Origin of the sequence: Rhodovibrio salinarum DSM 9154 (assembly GCF_000515255.1) — a bacterium.
Taxonomy (GTDB): domain Bacteria; phylum Pseudomonadota; class Alphaproteobacteria; order Kiloniellales; family Rhodovibrionaceae; genus Rhodovibrio; species Rhodovibrio salinarum.
Window position 1 is genome coordinate 3,852,050 of record NZ_KI911559.1, and the last position, 19,459, is coordinate 3,871,508.

Annotated in this window: 20 protein-coding genes; 16 read left to right on the forward strand and 4 right to left on the reverse strand. The window is 66.6% G+C overall.

The features are described 5' to 3' along the window. Positions 1 to 14: 14 nt before the first annotated feature. Positions 15 to 332 (reverse strand): HesB/IscA family protein, encoded by a 318-nt coding sequence (locus tag RHOSA_RS25445; RefSeq protein WP_037256607.1) that lies wholly within the window; start codon positions 330 to 332, stop codon positions 15 to 17. A 289-nt stretch (positions 333 to 621) separates the two neighbouring features. Between RHOSA_RS25445 and nifB the strand changes: the two genes are divergently transcribed. From nifB to RHOSA_RS0117975, 10 genes are all read left to right on the forward strand, one after another. Continuing rightward, a complete protein-coding gene (gene nifB / locus RHOSA_RS23450; protein WP_051432302.1) occupies positions 622 to 2,190 on the forward strand; it encodes a nitrogenase cofactor biosynthesis protein NifB in 1,569 nt (522 codons plus the stop codon). Continuing rightward, positions 2,190 to 2,384 (forward strand): 4Fe-4S dicluster domain-containing protein, encoded by a 195-nt coding sequence (locus RHOSA_RS0117935; RefSeq protein WP_027289756.1) that lies wholly within the window; start codon positions 2,190 to 2,192, stop codon positions 2,382 to 2,384. Before nifB ends, RHOSA_RS0117935 begins: the two co-directional genes overlap by 1 nt. Before the next feature lie 16 nt (positions 2,385 to 2,400). Further along, positions 2,401 to 2,664: a nitrogen fixation protein NifZ gene (locus tag RHOSA_RS0117940; RefSeq protein WP_027289757.1), complete on the forward strand. Its 264-nt coding sequence runs from the start codon at positions 2,401 to 2,403 to the stop codon at positions 2,662 to 2,664. 320 nt (positions 2,665 to 2,984) lie between these two features. Continuing rightward, complete coding sequence (gene nifH / locus RHOSA_RS0117945) at positions 2,985 to 3,863, forward strand: nitrogenase iron protein (RefSeq protein WP_027289758.1); 879 nt, start codon at positions 2,985 to 2,987, stop codon at positions 3,861 to 3,863. Between the two features lie 61 nt (positions 3,864 to 3,924). Next, positions 3,925 to 5,382 carry a nitrogenase molybdenum-iron protein alpha chain gene (gene nifD / locus RHOSA_RS0117950; protein ID WP_027289759.1) on the forward strand — a complete coding sequence of 486 codons (1,458 nt, stop codon included), beginning with the start codon at positions 3,925 to 3,927 and terminating at the stop codon, positions 5,380 to 5,382. A 31-nt stretch (positions 5,383 to 5,413) separates the two neighbouring features. Then, positions 5,414 to 6,949, forward strand: a complete 1,536-nt coding sequence (gene nifK, locus RHOSA_RS0117955) for a nitrogenase molybdenum-iron protein subunit beta (protein ID WP_027289760.1) — start codon at positions 5,414 to 5,416, stop codon at positions 6,947 to 6,949. A 37-nt stretch (positions 6,950 to 6,986) separates the two neighbouring features. Then, complete coding sequence (locus RHOSA_RS0117960; protein ID WP_027289761.1) at positions 6,987 to 7,283, forward strand: ferredoxin family protein; 297 nt, start codon at positions 6,987 to 6,989, stop codon at positions 7,281 to 7,283. A gap of 148 nt (positions 7,284 to 7,431) precedes the next feature. Continuing rightward, positions 7,432 to 9,132 (forward strand): nif-specific transcriptional activator NifA, encoded by a 1,701-nt coding sequence (gene nifA / locus RHOSA_RS23455; RefSeq protein WP_051432303.1) that lies wholly within the window; start codon positions 7,432 to 7,434, stop codon positions 9,130 to 9,132. A 37-nt stretch (positions 9,133 to 9,169) separates the two neighbouring features. Next, the gene (locus RHOSA_RS23460) at positions 9,170 to 9,601 is read left to right on the forward strand and encodes a NifB/NifX family molybdenum-iron cluster-binding protein (protein ID WP_051432304.1); all 432 of its coding nucleotides are present in this window, start codon (positions 9,170 to 9,172) and stop codon (positions 9,599 to 9,601) included. A gap of 80 nt (positions 9,602 to 9,681) precedes the next feature. Beyond that, entirely contained in the window at positions 9,682 to 10,152 is a 471-nt protein-coding gene (locus RHOSA_RS0117975; protein ID WP_027289762.1) for a Dps family protein, read from the forward strand. A gap of 88 nt (positions 10,153 to 10,240) precedes the next feature. Here the strand turns inward: RHOSA_RS0117975 and RHOSA_RS0117980 are convergent, their stop codons facing one another. Continuing rightward, on the reverse strand, positions 10,241 to 10,486 hold the full coding sequence (locus RHOSA_RS0117980) for a hypothetical protein (protein ID WP_027289763.1): 246 nt from the start codon (positions 10,484 to 10,486) through the stop codon (positions 10,241 to 10,243). Between the two features lie 91 nt (positions 10,487 to 10,577). Beyond that, the gene (locus RHOSA_RS23465) at positions 10,578 to 12,449 is read right to left on the reverse strand and encodes a cation:proton antiporter (protein ID WP_051432305.1); all 1,872 of its coding nucleotides are present in this window, start codon (positions 12,447 to 12,449) and stop codon (positions 10,578 to 10,580) included. A gap of 335 nt (positions 12,450 to 12,784) precedes the next feature. Between RHOSA_RS23465 and RHOSA_RS0117990 the strand changes: the two genes are divergently transcribed. The 6 genes from RHOSA_RS0117990 to RHOSA_RS23475 all read left to right on the forward strand — a co-directional run bounded on the left by RHOSA_RS0117990 (position 12,785) and on the right by RHOSA_RS23475 (position 18,850). Further along, positions 12,785 to 14,359, forward strand: a complete 1,575-nt coding sequence (locus RHOSA_RS0117990; RefSeq protein WP_027289764.1) for an ABC transporter substrate-binding protein — start codon at positions 12,785 to 12,787, stop codon at positions 14,357 to 14,359. 92 nt (positions 14,360 to 14,451) lie between these two features. Next, positions 14,452 to 15,480: an ABC transporter permease gene (locus RHOSA_RS0117995; protein WP_027289765.1), complete on the forward strand. Its 1,029-nt coding sequence runs from the start codon at positions 14,452 to 14,454 to the stop codon at positions 15,478 to 15,480. Continuing rightward, positions 15,480 to 16,478, forward strand: a complete 999-nt coding sequence (locus RHOSA_RS0118000; protein ID WP_037256610.1) for an ABC transporter permease — start codon at positions 15,480 to 15,482, stop codon at positions 16,476 to 16,478. Before RHOSA_RS0117995 ends, RHOSA_RS0118000 begins: the two co-directional genes overlap by 1 nt. After that, the gene (locus RHOSA_RS25560) at positions 16,475 to 16,801 is read left to right on the forward strand and encodes an ATP-binding cassette domain-containing protein (RefSeq protein ID WP_051432306.1); all 327 of its coding nucleotides are present in this window, start codon (positions 16,475 to 16,477) and stop codon (positions 16,799 to 16,801) included. Before RHOSA_RS0118000 ends, RHOSA_RS25560 begins: the two co-directional genes overlap by 4 nt. Beyond that, positions 16,801 to 17,505, forward strand: a complete 705-nt coding sequence (locus RHOSA_RS25920) for an ABC transporter ATP-binding protein (protein WP_051432307.1) — start codon at positions 16,801 to 16,803, stop codon at positions 17,503 to 17,505. Before RHOSA_RS25560 ends, RHOSA_RS25920 begins: the two co-directional genes overlap by 1 nt. Next, positions 17,489 to 18,850, forward strand: coding sequence for an ABC transporter ATP-binding protein (locus tag RHOSA_RS23475; protein ID WP_051432308.1), 1,362 nt, complete (start codon positions 17,489 to 17,491; stop codon positions 18,848 to 18,850). The genes RHOSA_RS25920 and RHOSA_RS23475 overlap by 17 nt, the downstream gene beginning before the upstream one ends. 108 nt (positions 18,851 to 18,958) lie before the next feature. Here the strand turns inward: RHOSA_RS23475 and cynS are convergent, their stop codons facing one another. After that, positions 18,959 to 19,429, reverse strand: coding sequence for a cyanase (gene cynS / locus RHOSA_RS0118015; protein WP_027289767.1), 471 nt, complete (start codon positions 19,427 to 19,429; stop codon positions 18,959 to 18,961). Between the last annotated feature and the right edge of the window lie 30 nt (positions 19,430 to 19,459).

The following is a 19,459-nucleotide window of genomic DNA, read 5'->3' on the forward strand; positions in this document are numbered from 1 at the left end:
CGCAACCTCCCCCCTCATTGGGCTGGTGCCGCACAGCTGCACAGGCCGGCAGCGTTCGGGTTGTCGAAAACGAAGCCCGCCCCGCGCGCATCCTGAACGAAGTCGATCATGGCCCCCCGAAGGAGGCCGGCGCTGTCCGGGTCGAGGTAGATCTCCAGCGCGCCGAAGGTTGCGACGGTATCCTCCGCCTCGGGCCCGATATCGAGACCGAGCCGGTATTGCATGCCAATGCAGCCGCCGGTCCGGGCGACGATGCGCAGGCCCCGCGCGCGCTGCGATTTCGCGACGAACGCTTCAAGCGTCTCCCGTGCGGCGTCGGTCAGGGTGAGCATGCCGGGTCTCCTTGTCGTCACCATGCATGGGCGGCTTGGCTCGGCCACCGCCTGGGCATGCCCTCCCTGAGCAAGCGGCGTGCCAGACGGCGTCAGCCGGCGCTGCGCCGCAGCAAACGGCGCGTGGGACCGCACGTGTCGCCCACGACATGTCAGGATTGCGACATACGCCCCGCCGCTGTGTCGGGGGTGCGACAGGCCGACGCGTCGCGGCGGGGGCTGAGCCTGATGTCCCGGCGTTGGCATCGGCTTTGCTTGCAGGTCGTGGTGGCAACACGAGGAGGCCGCCATGACCCTGCGCGACAGACTGACCCGCGACGCGGCCGATACGGCCAGTTCCCTGCGGTCTCCCACCCCCGGCCCCTGCGCCTTGATGTCAGGGGGCAAGAGCCGGTGCGCGCCCAGTCTGCAAGCGCCACAGCAGGGCGCGACCCACGACCCGGCGGTCTGGGACAAGATCAAGGAGCACCCCTGCTACTCAGCCGAGGCGCACCACTACTTCGCGCGCATGCATGTCGCCGTCGCGCCGCGCTGCAACATCAAGTGCAACTACTGCAACCGGAAGTTCGACTGCGTGAACGAAAGCCGGCCCGGCGTGGTCTCCAAGCGCTGGAGCCCGGAGGAGGCGGCCGAGAAGGTCGCCGTCGTGGCCGCCCGGGTGCCGCAGCTCTCGGTGGTCGGCGTCGCCGGTCCCGGAGACGCGGTGTTCGACGCCCGCAAGACGCTGGAGACCTTCGATCTGATCCGCCGGCGCCTGCCGGACATCCGCCTGTGCGTCTCGACCAACGGGCTGGCATTGCCCGAGCAGGTCGAGGCCCTGAAGGAACGCGACGTCGACCACCTGACGATCACCATCAACTACCTCGACCCCGAGGTGGGCGCCGAGATCCATCCCTGGATCGTCCATAACCGCCGCAAATGGGTCGGCCGCGAAGCCGTGCGCATCCTGCACGAGCGGCAGATGGAGGGGCTCGAACGCGCCGTCGCCGCCGGCATGCTGGTCAAGGTCAATTCCGTCCTGATCCCCGGGATCAACGACGGGGCCGAGATCGCGGCCGTAAACCAAGCCGTGCGGGCGCGCGGCGTGTTCCTGCACAACGTGATGCCGCTGATCTCCGATCCGTCGCACGGCACGGTGTTCGGGCTGGAAGGGCGGCGCGCGCCCACGCCGGCGGAACTCGACGCCGCACGCGAGGCCCTGGGCGGCGACGGCGCGCGGATGATGCGGCATTGCCGGCAATGCCGCGCCGATGCGGTGGGCATGCTGGGCGCCGACCTGCGCGACGAGTTGGACCTGGAGAACGCGGCGCCGGTGCCGGAGGCCGGCAGCGATGCAGCCGACACGACCGCGCACGCCCGCGAAGCCTACCGCGTCCGGGTCGCACAGGCGCGCAACACCCGCACGGCGACCGCATTGCGGGCCAACCGCGCGATCATGGCCGCCGCGCCGAGCGGGGGCGAGCGCCTTGTCGCGGTCTGCACACGCGGCGAAGGGCAGGTGAACCTGCACTTCGGCAAGGCCAAGGAATTCCACGTCTACAAGCTCGGCGCCGCGGGGATCCGCTTCACAGGCGTGCGGCGAGCCGACAACTACTGCCTCGGCGGCACGGGCGATCCCGAGGCGATGACGGAGATCCTGCGCGTGCTCGAGGACGTGGATGGAGTCGTGTGCGTGAAGATCGGCAAGGGTCCGCGCACGCGTCTCGAAGCGAACGGGATGACCGTGCGCGAGGTGCGCCACGGCGTCTTCATCGAAGCCGGTCTCGCCGCCTGGTACGGCGCGCAGCTTCCCGCCGCTGCGACGGCGAGCCCGACCGGCGCCCCGACAAATACCGAAGCCGAAAAAGGAGCGGTGTAATGGCCTACAAGATCCTCAAGTCTCAATGCATCCTGTGTGGCGATTGCGAATTCGAGTGCCCGAACAGCGCGATCCGCTTCAAGGGCGACTCCTATATCATCGATCAGGACAAGTGCTCGGAGTGCGAAGGCCACTTCGACACCCCCCGGTGCGCCGAGGTGTGCCCGGTCCCGGGCACCTGCGTGCCGGCGTGAACCAGGACTTACGACGGTGACGTCGCCGGCCGGCCCCGAGGATCTGGACGCCCCGCCCCGCTTCGTCTTGGGAAGCAAGGTGCGGGCCCGCGCCGCCGTCCGCAATGACGGGTCGGTGCCGCATGTCCCGGTCGGCGACCTCCTCGTCGAGCCGGGCGATCTTGGTTACGTCCGGGACATCGGCAGCTTCCTGCAGCGTTTCCGGATTTACGAGATCGACTTCATCCGCAGCGGCCGGATCATCGGCATGCGGGCCGGGGAGCTCGAGCCGGCCGACTGACCGAGCGGGCCGCAAGGCTCCCAACGATCCGCCGATCAGGGGCGGCGGCGTCTTCGAGGCGCTGCCGCCCTTTTTGCGTCCCGATGGAAGCCGAACGGACGCAGCCGTGTTGGCCTCCCGACACAGTCAGGGACGCCTTTGTCACGTTTCGAACAGGTACATGCATCGCACCGGTCGGCAAGCCCAGGCCCGAAGGGGTGGAATACCGCCGCATACCGACATGATCGCGGCTTTGGCACGGCACTTGCTGTTCCTGGATGGAACGGCGGTGCGCCGCCATCGACGGATCGCAGGGCAAGACCCGAATGGAGGCCAATCCCATGACGAAACTGCGCCAGATCGCCTTCTACGGCAAAGGCGGCATCGGCAAGTCGACCACCTCGCAGAACACGCTCGTCGCACTGAGCGAGATGGACCAGCGGATCATGATGGTCGGCTGCGACCCCAAGGCGGACTCCACCCGTCTGATCCTCAACACCAAGGTGCAGGACACCGTGCTGCACCTCGCCGCCAAGGAAGGCTCGGTCGAGGATCTCGAGCTCGAGGACGTGGTGAAGACCGGGTATGGCGGCATCCAGTGCGTCGAGTCCGGCGGTCCGGAACCCGGCGTCGGCTGCGCCGGGCGCGGCGTCATCTCCGCCATCAACTTCCTGGAAGAGAACGGCGCCTACGAGGGCAAGGACTACATCTCCTACGACGTGCTGGGCGACGTGGTGTGCGGCGGCTTCGCGATGCCGATCCGCGAGAACAAGGCCCAGGAGATCTACATCGTGATGTCCGGCGAGATGATGGCCATGTACGCGGCCAACAACATCGCCCGCGGCATCCTGAAATACGCCCATTCCGGCGGCGTGCGCCTGGGCGGCCTGATCTGCAACGAGCGCAAGACCGACCGGGAGCACGACCTTGCGGAAGCGCTCGCCGACAAGCTCGGCACCAAGCTGATCCACTTCCTGCCGCGCGACAACATCGTCCAGCACGCCGAGCTGCGCCGCCAAACGGTGCTGCAGTACGCGCCGGAGTCCAACCAGGCCGACGAGTACCGGAAGCTGGCCAAGGCGATCCATGAGAACTCGGGCAAGGGCACGATCCCCACGCCCATTGAGATGGAGGAGCTGGAGGAGCTGCTGATCGACTTCGGCATCATGAAGACCGAGGAACAGCAGATCGCCGAACTCGAGGCCGCCGAGCAGCAGTAGCCGGCCCGCAGCCCCGCCCGCCATCAGCGGCTCATCCCCCTTACACGGCTGGGAGTCTCCCATGACCTACGATGCGCCCCCGGAGAGCATGACCGGCGAAGACCTGATCGCCGAGGTGCTCCAGGCCTATCCCGAGAAGGCGGCCAAGCGCCGCAACAAGCACATGGGCGTCGCGCGCGCCCCGGAGGATGGCGGGACGCCGCAATGCGTGCCGCGGTCCAACAAGCGTTCAATCCCGGGCGTGATGACGGCCCGCGGCTGCGCCTACGCCGGCTCCAAGGGCGTGGTCTGGGGCCCGGTGAAGGACGCCGTGCACCTGTCCCATGGCCCGGTCGGCTGCGGCCATTACTCCTGGTCGCAGCGGCGCAACTACTACACCGGCACCACCGGCATCGACAGCTTCGTGGCGATGCAGTTCACCTCCGACTTCCAGGAGAACGACATCGTCTTCGGCGGCGACAAGAAGCTCGACCGGATCATCGACGAGGTCGAGACGCTGTTCCCGCTGAACAAGGCCGTGACCGTGCAATCCGAATGCCCGATCGGCCTGATCGGCGACGACATCAACGCGGTCGCCCGGCGCAAGATGAAGGAGATCCACAAGCCGGTCGTGCCGGTGCAGTGCGAGGGCTTCCGCGGCGTCTCCCAGTCGCTCGGCCACCACATCGCCAACGACACGATCCGCGACTGGATTCTGCCGGAGGCGGACGCCGAGGGCGGCACCGACTACGACGTCAATATCATCGGCGACTATAACATCGGCGGCGATGGCTGGGCCTCCCGCCGGCTGCTGGAGGAGATGGGGCTGCGCGTCGTCGCCATGTGGACCGGCGACTGCACGATCTCCGAGATCCGGCATACGCCCAAGGTCAAGCTGAACCTCGTCCACTGCTACCGCTCGATGAACTACATCTGCGAGTACATGGAGGAGACCTGGGGCGTGCCCTGGATGGAGTTCAACTTCTTCGGGCCGACCCAGATCGCCCAGTCGCTGCGCGCCATCGCCAAGAACTTCGACGCGACGATCCAGGCCAACGCCGAGAAGGTGATCGCCAACCACCATGCGATGGTGGAGCAGGTGATCGCCAAGTACCGCCCGCGGCTCGAGGGCAAGCGCGTCATGCTCTATGTCGGCGGGCTGCGGCCGCGTCACATGGTCAACGCCTATGCCGATCTGGGCATGGAGGTCGTCGCCACCGGCTACGAGTTCGGCCACCAGGACGACTACGAGCGCACCGGCAAGTACGTCAAAGACGGCACGCTGATCTACGACGATATCACCGGCTACGAGATGGAGGCCTTCATCCGCCGCCTGCGCCCCGACCTGGTCGGCTCGGGCATCAAGGAGAAGTACGCCATCCAGAAGATGGGCGTGCCGATGCGCCAGATGCACTCCTGGGACTACTCCGGTCCCTACCACGGCTACGACGGCTTCCCCGTGTTCGCCCGCGACATGGACATCGCGGTGAACAGTCCGGTGCAGGGCCTGATCCAGGCGCCGTGGAAGCAAGCTGCCTGATTCACCGACCCTGATCCGGGAGGCCCGAGCCATGCCCCAAACGACCGACCGCGAATGCGATCACGCCACCCTGTTCCGTGACCCCGACTATCAGCAGATGTTCGAGGCGAAGCGGAACGCCTTCGAATGCCCGCACAGCCAGGAGCGGGTGCAGGAAATCTCCGACTGGACCAAGTCCTGGGACTACCGGGAGAAGAACCTGGCCCGCACGGCCCTGGTGGTGAACCCGGCGAAGGCCTGCCAACCCTTGGGCGCGGTGTTCGCCGCCGCCGGCTTCGACGGCTGCCTGCCGCTGGTGCACGGCTCCCAAGGCTGCGTCGCCTACTTCCGCTCCCACCTGGCACGCCATTTCAAGGAGCCCTCCTCCGCCGTCTCCACCTCGATGACGGAAGACGCGGCCGTGTTCGGCGGCCACAACAACTTCCTCGACGGCATCCAGAACGCCCGCGAACTCTACAGCCCCAAGATGATCGCGGTGTCGACCACCTGCATGGCCGAGGTGATCGGCGACGACCTCAACTCCTATATCCAGACCGCCCGGTCGAAGGGCGCCGTGCCGGAGGACTTCCCGGTCCCCTACGCCCATACGCCGTCGTTCTACGGCAGCCACGTCACCGGCTACGACGTGATGCTCAAGGGCGTGCTGGAGGAAGCCTGGGACGGGATCGAGGACGCCCCCTCCCCCGGCAGTGCGATCAACCTGATTCCGGGCTTCGATGGCTATGCGGTCGGCAACAACCGCGAGCTGCGCCGGATGCTCGATCTGATGGGCGTGTCCTACACGCTGCTGGGCGACGTCTCGGAGGTGTTCGACACGCCGACCGACGGTGAGTTCCGCATGTATGCCGGCGGCACCACGCTGGAGGAGGTGCGCCAGGCCCGCGATGCCAAGGCGACGCTGTCGCTGCAGCAGTGGTGCACGGAGAAGACGCTGGCCCTGCCCAAGGGGGTCGGCCAGGAGACGCGGTCGTTCCACTATCCCATGGGGGTTTCCGCGACCGACGCGTTCCTGATGGCAGTCTCGGAGATCACCGGCCAACCGATCCCGGAGGCACTGGAACTGGAACGCGGGCGGCTGGTCGACGCCATGACCGATAGCCAGCATTGGCTGCACGGCAAGCGGATGGCGGTCTATGGCGACCCCGACTTCGTCTACGGCATGACCCGCTTCCTGCTGGAACTCGGGATCGAACCGGTGCACTGCCTGTCGACCAACGCCAACAAGAAATGGGCGAAGGAGATGCGGGCACTGCTGGCGGGGTCGTCGTTCGGTCAAGCCACGCAGGTTTGGGCCGGGCGGGACCTCTGGCACCTACGCTCCCTGCTGGCGACCGAGCCGGCGGACTTCCTGATCGGCAATTCGCACGGCAAGTCGATCCAGCAGGACCTCGGCATTCCGCTGATCCGTCTGACCTTCCCGATCTTCGACCGGCATCACCATCACCGCTTCCCGACGCTCGGCTACCAGGGAGGCCTGCGGGTTCTGGTGACGCTGCTGGATGCCGTCCTGGACGAGGTGGACCGGAAAACGGCGGACAACTCGATCAGCTACGACCTAACCCGCTGACGCCGATTGCAGCACCGTCCGATGGAGGAGATGCGCCATGCGCAAGGATCCCCTGATCAAGGTCGAGGACAAGCTCGCCATCAATCGCTACCGGGTCGACGAGGGGCGGCCGCACGTACGGATCAAGCGTCACGAAGACCCCTCGCCGCAACTGCTCGCCATGACCAAGATCTGTCCGGCCGGCTGCTACGAGCTGACCGAAGACGGCGCGGTCGAGGTCAGTCCGGCGGGCTGCATGGAGTGCGGTACCTGCCGCGTGGTGACGTCCGAAACCGGAGAAATTGAATGGGCCTATCCGATCGGCGGATACGGCATCCAGTTCAAGTTCGGCTGAGCCCGGTGCTGCGGCGCACTATCGGCCTTGCGCCGGACGCGCGACACGCGCACGATAGTGCAGCGCACACATGCCAAACGTGTTGGTGCGCAGGTCCTTAATGGGTGCTTACGTTGCAATGCAGCGGCCCATCGTTGGAGGAGGGGCCATGCTTTCCAAAACGCATGACACGGTTGCCGCGAGTCTCCCGCCGGCGACGCCGACGGCTTCAGGCGCCCGCCGGCTCAGTGCCTTGTACGAGGTCAGCAAGATCCTGTCGGGCGCGCAGGACCTCAACACCACCCTGCGTGAGGTGCTGACCGTCGTCGCCGCCTACGTCGAACTGCGCCGGGTGACGGTCGCGCTCCGCGACCGAAGCGGCAAGGTCTATGTCGCCGGTTCGACCGACCCGAGCCTGGAGGCCGGCCGAACGGCCGCCAACGCGTATCCGCTCGAAGCCGCCCAGGACGTGCTGCGCGCGAACATGCCAGCGATCATGGCCGTGACCCGCGACGACCCACGGTGCGCGCGCTATTGCGAACACATCGCCGGCGGCGAAGAGCACCGGGTCACGTTCATCTGCGTGCCGGTCCGGCTGGCGGGAGGGCCGATCGGAACCCTGTCGGCGGAACGCGTGAACGACGGCGGCGTAGCCCCCTTCGACGACGATCTTAGTTTCCTGCGGATGATCGGCAACCTGGTCGCGCAGGCGTTGCGGCTCCATGGGTTTCCCGGCACCCAGACAGCAGGCGATCGTCGCGCCCAGCTTGCCGAGCGCCCGGAGGCCGCGCGTCCCACAAGATCCCGAAACCGAACGCCCCAGCCAGGAGAATTTGGCGAAATTGTTGGCGAAAGCCCGGCCATGACCGGCGTCTTGGAGCAGGTCCGTCACGTCGCCCGCACCCGCGCGCCGGTGATGCTGCGCGGGGAAAGCGGCACCGGCAAGGAGATGATCGCGCAGTTGATCCACCGGTTCAGCCCGCGCCGGGACAAGCCGATGATCTGCGTCAATTGCGCGGCGCTGCCGGAAAACCTGCTGGAATCGGAGTTGTTCGGGCACGACAAGGGTGCCTTCACCGGCGCCAACAGCGAACGCAAGGGCCGCTTCGAGGCGGCCCATGGCGGCACGCTGTTTCTGGACGAGATCGGGGATATCCCACACACCTTCCAGACGAAACTCCTGCGCGTGCTGCAGGAAGGCCAGTTCGAGCGGCTCGGCTCGTCACGCACGCGTTCGGTCGACGTGCGGATCATCGCCGCGACCAACCGCAACCTGGAACAGGCGGTCGTCGACGGTGACTTCCGCGCCGACCTGTATTACCGGATCAACGTGGTCTCGATCATCATCCCGCCGTTACGCCAGCGGGTCGAGGACATCGCGCCCCTGGCCGAGCACTTCCTCGCACGCTTCAACCAGGAAAACGGCGACGATCTCGGCTTTGCGCAAGAAGCCCTGGACACGCTGGAGCGCTGCCCCTTTCCAGGCAACGTCCGCGAACTGGAGAACTGCATCACCCGGGTAGCCACGATGGCCCGGGGCGAGCGCATCCAGGCCTGGGATTTCCCGTGCGGTACTAACGGATGCCTGGCCTCGGCCCTATGGCCCGACAGCGCAGCGCACCCGCACGGGGGCGAAACGCCAGCGATCCCATCTCACCCCGCACCGCCTGCGGTGCGCGAGGCGGGCGACACCTCAGGGTCGGAATCGGCGGACAGTTCGGGCGGCCGGCTGATCGAGCGCACACGGCTGGTCACGGCGATGGAAAAGGCCGGCTGGGTACAGGCCAAGGCGGCCCGATTGCTCGGCATGACACCGCGCCAGGTCCGCTACGCGCTGCACAAGCATGGGATCGAAGTCAAACGGTTATAGCTATCGGCTACGACGGGCCGGACTTGCGGGGAAGGTTATGACGACATTCGCGGTCACCAGCGACGACTTCCGACGGATCACCGGTCATGCCGGCCGCAGCCGGCGGTTTCTGATCTACCACGCGGCAAACGGGCATGCGGCGGACGAGCATGTGGGGGATGGGCACGCGGCGAGCGCGCCAACGCCCCGAATGACGCAAAAACTCGACCTGCCGGCGGACTATGCGCTGCACGACTGGGGCGATCGGGACGGCCATCCGGTGTTCGACGTCGACGTCCTGCTATCCGGCAGCGCCGGCAGCAGTTTCGTGCGCAAGCTGGAAGACCGCGGGATCGAGGTGGTGCTGACCAGCGAAACCGATCCGATCCGCGCGATCCGCGCCTACACCACGGGCACCCTGACCCGTGCCGGCGCGCATCACTGCCTCACGCAGGGCATCCGGCGCGCCGTATCGAGCGTGCTTCGCTGAGATGACCAAGCCGACCAGTTAACGCGCGCCGTCTGGACAGCGCACCTTAAGTGAAGTGCCCCCAAACCGGAGACCCAATAATGACCCCACCGAACAGCGCGTTTTCCGCGGAGGACCGGAAGAAGCTGGCAGATGGACTCGCCCGCGTGCTCGCGGGGAGCTACACCCTCTACCTCAAGACCCACAACTATCACTGGAACGTGGAAGGGCCGAACTTCAAAGGCCTGCACGACCTTTTCGAAGAACAGTACACCGACCTCGCCGAGGCGGTCGATGAGGTCGCGGAGCGTATCCGCGCCCTCGGCCACTACGCACCCGGGAGCTTTGCGGAATTCGCCCAACTGAGCGTGATTAGCGAGGAAACCGGTCAACCCGACGCGATGACGATGGTGCGCCAGCTCGCCGACGATCAGGACAGCATCGCCAACACCTGCCGTCAGGTGCTGCAGACCGCCGAAGACGCGGGCGACGCGGCAACGGACGACCTGCTGGCAACCCGCGTGCAGACGCACGAGAAGAATGCCTGGATGCTCCGGGCCTATCTCGCCTGACCCGCTACGTCCGGCGGGCGTGCCCAGCATGGCCCGTCGGACGCACGGCACATCGCCCCTGCATAACGCCCGGACCGTAGCGCCTTGTTTACGCCGTCAGCACCGCGAGCGAGCCGTCCGGGTTTTCGACGATGCGCACGTCATCGACCATCGGCGCGATATTGTCGACCGCCTGTTTGATATCCGCGGGCCATTGGCTGCGCGGAACTTCCGGACGGTCGTAGGCGTCGACGACCTTCTTCTTGCCGTCGCTGCCGCCCTGTGCCTGATCGGCGTCCGAAGACTCCAGGCCCATCTGCTCGCGATAGCGCTTGCGCCGCTTCGCCTCGCCCATGACACGATCCTCCCGATACTCGTTCGTTGTGTCGTTACCTTCTGCCTACCCGACTCACCTTCCGACATTCAACGATCGGACCCAGCCTCGGCTAGCGGCCCCCGGTCGCGTTCGCCGCCCTCGCGGCCTTGTTGGCCGCGCGCTGCTCGGCGCGCTGGGCCCGCGCGCTCTTCGGCTTGCCGCACGGCTCCAACGTCGCTGCCACGTCCGGGGGCGCGAACAGGATCACGGTATCGCCGGTGCCCGGGCGGAAGCCGCGCTCCTTGGCGCGGAACCAGACCTCGCCGCTTGGCTCCAGCACCGCGACCGGCACGGCCTGCTCCGGCAGCTTGATGACCGCCCCGCGCGCTAGACGCAGGCAGCGGAACTGCCACCCCTCGCGCAGCCGGGTGTCCAGCCAGTCACTATCGTATCCGTCGCCCACCAGCACCCGACCGCGCGCTTCCGGCCGCAACTGCGAGGGGGCGGCTTCCGGGTGGCTGGCCAACTGGAAGGTTCGGTCGATTCCCTGCTCAAGCGCGAACTGCGAAGCGACCAGAGCGTTGTAACTGTCGCTGTCCGTCGCCGCGATCACATGCTCGAAGCGGGCGAGGTCGAGCCGCTGTTCCGCCTGCTCCGACAAAATCTCGCCGGCAAAGGTCGGCACATGGGTTTCCACGATCGTCAGATGGTGCGGGTTCGGATCGGCCAGCACGACCGGCAACCCGATCCGATGCAACGCATCCGCGAGCGCCGCCGACCAGGGCGTGGCCCCGACGATCAGTACGTCGTGCTCCGGCCCGGCCGCCAGGCCCAACCGGCGCCCCAGCCAGCCAACCGTACTGCCGTGCAGAACGACCGTGACGAACACCACCAGGAAGGCGAGCGGCACCAACGCATCCGCCTGCGGATAGCCCTGCTCCACCAGCCGCGGGCCGAACACGCCGGCCACGGCCACACACACGATGCCGCGCGGCGCGATCCAGCCGAGGAACAGCCGACGCTTGAAGCTGATCCCCAGCCCCACCGTGGCCAGCATCACCGCAACCGGGCGGATGACGACCAGCAGCACCGCGACGAAGGCCGCCAGCCCCCAATCGACCTGCCGTACCATCGACGGCTCCAGCGTCGCCGCCAGCACCACGAACAGCCCGGAGATCAGCAATACGCCGACGTATTCCTTGAAGCGGCGCAGTTGGTCGAGATTGGCCAATCCCAGGTTGGCAAGGCCGGCGCCGAACAGCGTCACCGCGATCAAGCCGCCTTCGGCCTGCAGCCAGTTGCCGGCGGCGTAGACCACACCGACCAGGCCAGTCAGGACGGGCGCCTTCAGGAATTCCGCAATTTCCCCACGCCGTGTCGCCCAGGCAAACCCCCAGGCAACCGCCAGACCGAGCCCGGCCGCGGCGAGCACACCGCCCACCGCGTGCAGCAGGAAGGCGCCCGGCGAGGTTGCCTGCTGCACCAGGTATTCGAACACCAGCACCGCCAGAATGGCGCCCAAGGGATCGTTCAGAATGCCTTCCCACTTGAGCGACCGCGCGGTTTCCCGGTCCAGCTTGGCCTGGCGCAGCAGCGGGATCACCACGGTCGGCCCGGTGATCACCAGGAGCGCCCCGACGACGAAGGCGACCGGCCAGGAAAAGCCCGCCAGCAGATGCGCCGCGAGCGCGGCCAGCAGGCCGGTGATCGGCACCCCCAGAAGCAGGATGCGCTTGACCGTGCTGCCGACCTGCTTGAGTTCCTCGCGTTCCAGGGACAAGCCGCCTTCGAACAGAATCACGGCCACCGCCAGACCGACCAGCGGGCGCAGCAGCTCGCCGAAATCCGCGTGCGGCTGCACCACACCGGCGACCGGTCCGATCAGCACGCCCCCCGCGGTCAGCAGGATCACCGCGGGCAGATGCAGACGCCAGGCCAGCCACTGCGCAGTGATACCAACCGCGCCGATCAGCGCCAGCTTGCCGAGCAGCAGGTGTTCCAAAAGCCGCGCGCTCCCTATCGATATCGGGCGACCATCCGTTCGGGCCGCCGGTGGATTCTAAATGTGCCGTTACGTCTGGCGACCGTTCGCCTAATCGAGCCCCGAACCGCCATTCGGTGCCTGCCGCAGGGCAACACCCGCGCCTAAATGGCACCAAGCCGACGCAGGGGAAAGGGCATGCCGCCACTCCACGCCGACCTGTGGCGCCCGGTACGACGCGATTTGACACATTTCATAGCCTTGAAGCCTTTCGAATGGGTGTGTTCCTTTCTTCGGTCGTGATCGTTCGGGGGAGCTACAACCTCTGGACGTCGAACCAACAGGGAGAAAGATGAATGAATAACGCGTACAGCCTAAAGCGCGTGGCGCTTGGCGGCAGTTGCGCTTTGGCGATAGCGCTCAGCGCCGGCACGGCCGCCGCGCAGGAGGTGGATCCGAACGCGACCTGGGTGCTCGGCACAACCGACCAGCCGACCACCTACGACCCGGCGGGCGCCTACGACCTGCCGTCCTGGAACATCATGTGGAACGTCTACAGCTTCCTCATGCGGATTCCGCCTGGTGAGACGACGCCGGTGCTGGACGCCGCCAAATCCTGTGAATGGTCGGCGGAAACCAAGTACAAGTGCGTGCTGAAGGAGGGGATCACCTTCACCAACGGGCAGGAGTTGACGGCCGAGGACGTCAAGTTCTCCTTCGAGCGCATGATCGAGATGGACAAGCCGGCCGGCCCCTCCAGCCTGTTCTCGCCGATCCAGTCGATCTCCACGCCCGACGAGTACACGGTCGTCTTCGATCTGAAGCAGCACAACGCGACCTGGCCGTACGTGCTCACCACCGGCGCGGGCGCGATCGTACCCAAGGGCGTCTATCCGGCGGACGAGCTGCAGCCGAGCGACGAGATCGTTGGCTCCGGCCACTATAAGCTCGCTGCCTACAAGCCGAACGTCCAGACGGTGCTGGAAGAGAACGAGGACTATTACGGCGACCCCGCCCGGAACCAGCGGGTGATCATCCAGTATTTCTCGAACTCCTCCTCGCTGAAGCTGGCGATCCAGCAAGGCAACGTCGACGTCGCCTACCGCAAGCTGACGCCGACCGACGTGCAATCGCTGCGCGAGATGGCCAAAGACCAGCCATTCCGCCTGGTCGAGGGTAAGGGCACCGCGATCCGCTACCTGGTGTTCAACCTCGACCTGGAGCCCGGCCAGCAGCAAGCCGTGCGTCAGGCCGCGGCCTACCTGATGGACCGTGAGGCGGTTGCCCAGAACGTCTATAACGGCACGGTCGAGCCGCTTTATTCCATGATCCCGGCCGGCCTGAAGGGCCATACGGACGCCTTCAAGTCGATCTACGGCGTGGGCACCAACGCCGAGAAGGCGAAGCAGGTGCTGAGCGAGGCCGGGATCGAGACACCGGTCGAGCTGCAGCTCTGGTACACGCCGACCCACTACGGCGACAGCTCGGCGGACGAGTACGCCGAGATCCAGCGGGCGTTCGAGACCGACGACATCTTCGATGTCACGCTGAAGTCCACTGAGTGGGCGCGCTACGTCGAGGCGGCGACGACTGACCAGTACCCGGCCTTCCAGATGGGCTGGTTCCCGGACTTCCCGGACGCGGACAACTACACCGCGCCCTTCTACGGTTCCGAAACCTCGTGGCTGAACACCCACTACGAGAACGCACGGGTCGACGAGCTGATCGGCAAGCAGCGCGCGGCGGAAGATTCCGAAGCACGCGTCGAGGCGTTCGAGGAGATTCAGCAGATCGCCGCGGAGGAGGTCCCGATCATCCCGGTCTTCCAGGCCAAGCAGATCGCGACGGTCGGCGATCAGATGACCGGTGTGTCGGATACGCTCGATGCCTCCTACATCTTCCGCTACTGGCTGGTCGGAAAGACGCAGTAGCTAACATTTGACTATGGGCCCCCGACGCGCTAAGCGCCGGGGGCCGTTGCCTTTTCGGCCCTTGTGTTCCTTCCAGATTCGGTTGTCCGACCATGGCCTCGCAGACAACATCGCTGCGCGCCTATGCGCTTACCCGCCTCGTGTTGGCGGTACCAATGATCTTGGTGCTTCTGTCGTTCGTCTTCCTGCTGATGCGCGTGGCGCCCGGTGACCCGGTCGCGGCCGCGCTGGGCGGCAAGGTCAGCGACGAGGTGCTGCAACGCAAACGCGAGGCGATGGGCCTCGACGACCCGGTGTACGTCCAGTTTGCGGACTACATCGCCGATGTCTTCAGTTTCGACTTCGGCATGACGATCACCGACAGCCGGCCGGTGCTGGAGGTGATCCTGAACAACGGCGCGGCGACCCTGGAGCTGGTCTTCTTCGGCATGGTGATCGCGACCACGCTCGGCATTCTGCTGGGCCTGATCACCGGGCGCCTGCGCGACACGCCGATCGACGTCACCGGCCGGTTGTTCGGCATCTTCATCTACGCCACGCCGGTCTTCTTCCTCGGCTTTCTGGGCCAGCTGATCTTCGGCGCCGAACTGAACTGGCTGCCGGCCAGCGGCCGCGCGAGCCCGATCGTGCAGTACACCCTGGAACGCACCACCAACCTTCTGGTGCTGGACGCGATCATCGCCGGCAACTGGAGCGCGCTGTGGGACGTGATCCGTCACTTGATCATGCCGGCGATGACGCTGGGCTTGCTGATCACCGGCGTGCTGCTGCGCATGGTCCGCGTCAATCTGCTGCAGACGCTGCAGGGCGACTACGTCGAAGCCGCGCGCGCTCGCGGGGTGCGTGAATGGCGGGTGGTGTTCCGCCACGCCTTCCGCAACGCGCTGGTGCCCGTGGTGACCATGATCGGCCTGCAGTTCGCGCTCCTGATGTCGGGCGCGATCCTGACCGAAACGACCTTTAACTGGCCCGGACTGGGCAACCAGCTGGTCCGCTACCTGAACAACCGTGATTACACCGGGGTCCAGGGGATCATCACCTTCTTCGCCTTGGTGGTGGTGCTGATCTCGGTGGTGATCGACTTCGTCAACGCCTGGATCGACCCGCGGGTGAGGTACTGATGAGCGCACGCGACGACAGCCAGGCCCCCCGGCGTCCCGGCCTGCTCGCCCGGCAATTCCGCCGCGTTTCCGGGCCGATCAAGGAAAGCCGCGGCCTGCCCCGCGTGGTGCTGTGGATCGGCACGGCGATCACCGGTTTCTGGATCCTGGTCGCGCTCTTCGCGCCCTGGATCGCGCCTTACGGCTACTCCCAATATCAGAACGACGCCGGCGAGCGGTTCGGCAAGCACATCGCCCCCAACATGGACTACCTGCTGGGCACCACCGTGCAGTCGACCGACGTGCTGTCGCGGATCGTCTGGGGCGCGCGCACCGAGGTCGAGGTGGTGATCCTGGCGGTGGTCTTCTCGCTTGCGATCGGGCTGCCGATCGGCCTGATCTCAGGCTTCAAGGGCGGCTGGCTGGACCGTGTCCTGGTGTTGATCATGGATGCGCTGTTCGCCTTCCCCTACCTGCTGCTGGCCATCGTGATCGCCTTCCTGCTATCGGACGTGCTGGCAAGCGGCGTTCTGACGGCGGCAATCGCCATTTCCGTCGTCTACGTGCCGCAGTACTTCCGCGTGGTCCGCAACCATACGATCTCCGTGCGCGAGGAGCCGTTCGTCGAGGCCGCGCGGGCGATGGGCGCGCGGCCGCGCTGGATCGTGACCAAGTACGTGCTGGCGAACGTCGTGCAGTCGGTCCCCGTCGTCGCCACCCTGAACGCGGCGGACTCCATCCTCACCCTCGCCGGCCTGGGCTTCCTCGGCTACGGCATTCAGCCGACCCAAGGGGCCGAGTGGGGCTATGACCTGCAGCGGGCGATCGCGGATGCGGGTGCGGGCATCTGGTGGACCGGCTTGTTCCCCGGCATCGCGATCGTCTCGCTCGTGACCGGCCTGACGCTCCTGGGCGAGGGGCTGAACGATGTGCTCAACCCGCTGCTGCGCCCGCGCCGGACCGAGCCGGTCAAGTTCCCCGACAAGGACAGCGAGGCCCCGGAAGGAGAGCGGACATGAACGAACGCGAACCGATCCTGTCCGTGCGCGACCTGCGGGTCTGGTACGGCACGGCCAAGGGGGCGGCGCAGGCGGTCGACCGGGTCTCGCTCGACATCGCAGCCGGAGAGGCCGTCGGCCTGGTCGGTGAAAGCGGCTGCGGCAAGTCGACCCTGGGGCGCGCGCTGATGGGCCTGACCCCGAACTCGGCGGCGCACGACGGGCAGATTCTGTACCGCGGGCAGGACGTGCTGCAGATGACCAAGCGCCAGCACCATGCCCTGCGGGGCCCGGAGATCGGCCTGATCTTCCAGGAGCCGATGACCCGGCTGAGAACCCGCTGATGCGCATCAACGACCATTTCGAGGAAACGCTGCGCGCCCACGAGCCGAACCTGGGCCGCGAGGAGATCAAGCGCCGGTCGTTGGAAACGCTGGGTCACGTGGGCATCCCGCCCACCCGCTTCCACCAGTATCCGCACGAGTTCTCCGGCGGCATGCGTCAGCGGATTATGATCGCGCTGGCTTTGGTGCTGAAACCCAAGCTCTTGATCGCCGACGAGCCGACCACCTCGCTTGACGTGCTGGTGGAGGCGCAGATCCTGCGTCTGCTCAAGGACCTGCAAAGCGAGTTCGGCACCGCCCTGCTGATGATCACCCACAACCTCGGCATCGTCGCGGAGGCGTGCGACCGGATGGCGGTGATGTACGCCGGCCGGGTCGCCGAGGACGGCGACGTCGGCAGCGTGTTCGCCAACCCGGGCCACCCCTATACGCGCGAGCTGCTGCACTCGACGATCTCGCTGTCGACCCGGGAGTTGAGCCATATCCCGGGCTCGCCCCCGAACTTGGTCACACCACCGCAAGGCTGCCGTTTCCATCCGCGCTGCCCAGACGCCATGCAGATCTGCACCCAGAAAGTGCCGGTGACGACCCATCCGCAGCCGGGCCAACGCGTCCACTGCTGGCGCCACGGCCCCGACGAGCTGATCCCCGAGGGCGGCAAGGCCCCGCTGCAGCAGGAGTTCGACCATGTCGACGAAGCCTGAGGCCGCGTCCGACGCGCCCGCGGCGACCGAGCGGCCAGACGGAGATACCCGGCGGCCGCTGCTGAAGCTTGAGAGTCTGAAGACCTACTTCCCGTTGCGCGGCAACTTCCTGGACCGGCTGATCGGTCGCGAGTCCGGCTGGATCAAGGCGGTCGACGGGGTTTCGCTCGACGTCAAACGCGGGGAAGTCGTCGGCATCGTGGGCGAGTCCGGCAGCGGCAAGTCCACCCTCGGCCGCACGCTTCTCGGGCTGGCCCCGGCAACCAGCGGTGCGGTCACGTTCGACGGGCAGAACGTCGCCGGCCTGAGCGAGCCGCAGCTCCGCAAACTGCGGCTGCGCATGCAGCTCGTCTTCCAGGACCCGCACGCTTCCCTCAACCCGGCGATGGATTTGCGCACGGCGATCGCCGACCCGCTGAAGATCCACGGCATCACCAGCGATCCCGACGAGTTGGACCGTCGGGTGCGCGAGATCCTGGAGGTGGTCGGCCTGAGCCCGCCGGAGCGCTTCCTGGACAATTATCCAGGCGAGCTGTCGGGCGGACAGAAGCAGCGCGCCGTGCTGGCGCGCGCGCTGATCCTGAACCCGGACCTGCTGGTCCTGGACGAGCCCGTGTCGATGCTGGACATGAGCGTGCGCGCCAAGATCCTGAGCCTGCTCGGCCGCCTGAAGAACGAACTGGGCCTGACCTACGTCTACATCACGCACGACCTCGCCACGGCCAAGTTCTTCTGCGACCGCATCGCGATCATGTACCTGGGCCGGGTGGTGGAAACGGGTCCGCCCTCGGCGATCTACGAGGATCCCAAGCACCCCTACACCCGGGCGCTGCTGCGCGCGATCCCGGACCCGGATCCGTCGCGCCACGTGCCGCGCGACCTGCCGCGTGGGGAGGTGCCGGATGCGGCCAACCCGCCGCTCGGCTGCTCGTTCCACCCGCGCTGTTCGATGGCCTACGGCCCTTGCGGCTGGGAGGGGCGCGATCTGCGCGAACTGTTGGAGCGGCGCTGGACCCAACTTCCCGAGGCGCAGTACGAGCGCGAACGCGCCATGATCGGCGATCTGGAACAGGTCGGCAAACCGGCAACTACGGTCCAGGTCCCCGCTGGCAAGGGCTACCAGGGACGTGACGTCGTGGACCTGCTGGAGACGATCCGCGCCGATGCCCCCGACGACCCCTTCTGGCGCGGCGTGCAGAACATCCAGGCGGCCGAGGGTCATGCCCAGGTGGACTTCTACCCCGCCCATGATCCCAGGCTGAAACAGCAGGGCCGCGTTCAGGTCGCCTGCCATCTCTGGGACCCGGAACTGGCACCGGAATCGCAGGCGTCATCCCTCTCGTAGGGCGTGCCCCGCGCACGGCTCACCTTATACTTTGGCAATGGGCCGGATCGCCGGGCGTATTTCCCTGGCGATCCGGCCCACGCGTGAGCGGCGGGCGCGCCTGCCCTACTACCAGGTGCGGTAGGGGAGGAACTTCCCGGACATCACGACTTCGACGCGGTCGCCCTTCGGATCTTGCTTCCGGTTGACGTACATCTCGAAGTCGATCGCCGACATGATCCCATCACCGAATTTTTCGTGGATCAGCGCCTTCATGCTCGCCCCGTAGACGCCCATGATTTCGTACAGGCGATAGATGCACGGATCGGTCGGGACGGTCTGATCCCAGGTCTTGGTCGGACACTCCGCCAGCACGGAGACGGCTTCTTCCGGCAGGTCGCACGTCCGAACCAGCGTGCGCGCCTGCTCCTCGGGCATCGACACCATGCCCATGCAGGCCGCGTGGGTCCAGACCGGCGACATCCCAAGGGTTTCCGCCAGCCCTTCCCAGGTCATGCCGCTCTTCTTCTTTGCGGCGAGCACCATGGCGGCAACATCGTCCTTGGTCATCATCGGCTCGACGAACTGCGATTGTACCATCCGAGGACTCCTTGGTCTGATCGTTGGCAA

Coding starts and splice junctions, on each gene's coding strand:
- RHOSA_RS25445 (WP_037256607.1), bottom strand. CDS start 332: ATGCTCACCCTGACCGACGCCGCACGGGAGACGCTTGAAGCGTTCGTC.
- nifB (WP_051432302.1), top strand. CDS start 622: ATGACCCTGCGCGACAGACTGACCCGCGACGCGGCCGATACGGCCAGT.
- RHOSA_RS0117935 (WP_027289756.1), top strand. CDS start 2,190: ATGGCCTACAAGATCCTCAAGTCTCAATGCATCCTGTGTGGCGATTGC.
- nifH (WP_027289758.1), top strand. CDS start 2,985: ATGACGAAACTGCGCCAGATCGCCTTCTACGGCAAAGGCGGCATCGGC.
- nifD (WP_027289759.1), top strand. CDS start 3,925: ATGACCTACGATGCGCCCCCGGAGAGCATGACCGGCGAAGACCTGATC.
- nifK (WP_027289760.1), top strand. CDS start 5,414: ATGCCCCAAACGACCGACCGCGAATGCGATCACGCCACCCTGTTCCGT.
- RHOSA_RS0117960 (WP_027289761.1), top strand. CDS start 6,987: ATGCGCAAGGATCCCCTGATCAAGGTCGAGGACAAGCTCGCCATCAAT.
- nifA (WP_051432303.1), top strand. CDS start 7,432: ATGCTTTCCAAAACGCATGACACGGTTGCCGCGAGTCTCCCGCCGGCG.
- RHOSA_RS23460 (WP_051432304.1), top strand. CDS start 9,170: ATGACGACATTCGCGGTCACCAGCGACGACTTCCGACGGATCACCGGT.
- RHOSA_RS0117975 (WP_027289762.1), top strand. CDS start 9,682: ATGACCCCACCGAACAGCGCGTTTTCCGCGGAGGACCGGAAGAAGCTG.
- RHOSA_RS0117980 (WP_027289763.1), bottom strand. CDS start 10,486: ATGGGCGAGGCGAAGCGGCGCAAGCGCTATCGCGAGCAGATGGGCCTG.
- RHOSA_RS0117990 (WP_027289764.1), top strand. CDS start 12,785: ATGAATAACGCGTACAGCCTAAAGCGCGTGGCGCTTGGCGGCAGTTGC.
- RHOSA_RS0117995 (WP_027289765.1), top strand. CDS start 14,452: ATGGCCTCGCAGACAACATCGCTGCGCGCCTATGCGCTTACCCGCCTC.
- RHOSA_RS0118000 (WP_037256610.1), top strand. CDS start 15,480: ATGAGCGCACGCGACGACAGCCAGGCCCCCCGGCGTCCCGGCCTGCTC.
- RHOSA_RS25560 (WP_051432306.1), top strand. CDS start 16,475: ATGAACGAACGCGAACCGATCCTGTCCGTGCGCGACCTGCGGGTCTGG.
- RHOSA_RS25920 (WP_051432307.1), top strand. CDS start 16,801: ATGCGCATCAACGACCATTTCGAGGAAACGCTGCGCGCCCACGAGCCG.
- RHOSA_RS23475 (WP_051432308.1), top strand. CDS start 17,489: ATGTCGACGAAGCCTGAGGCCGCGTCCGACGCGCCCGCGGCGACCGAG.
- cynS (WP_027289767.1), bottom strand. CDS start 19,429: ATGGTACAATCGCAGTTCGTCGAGCCGATGATGACCAAGGACGATGTT.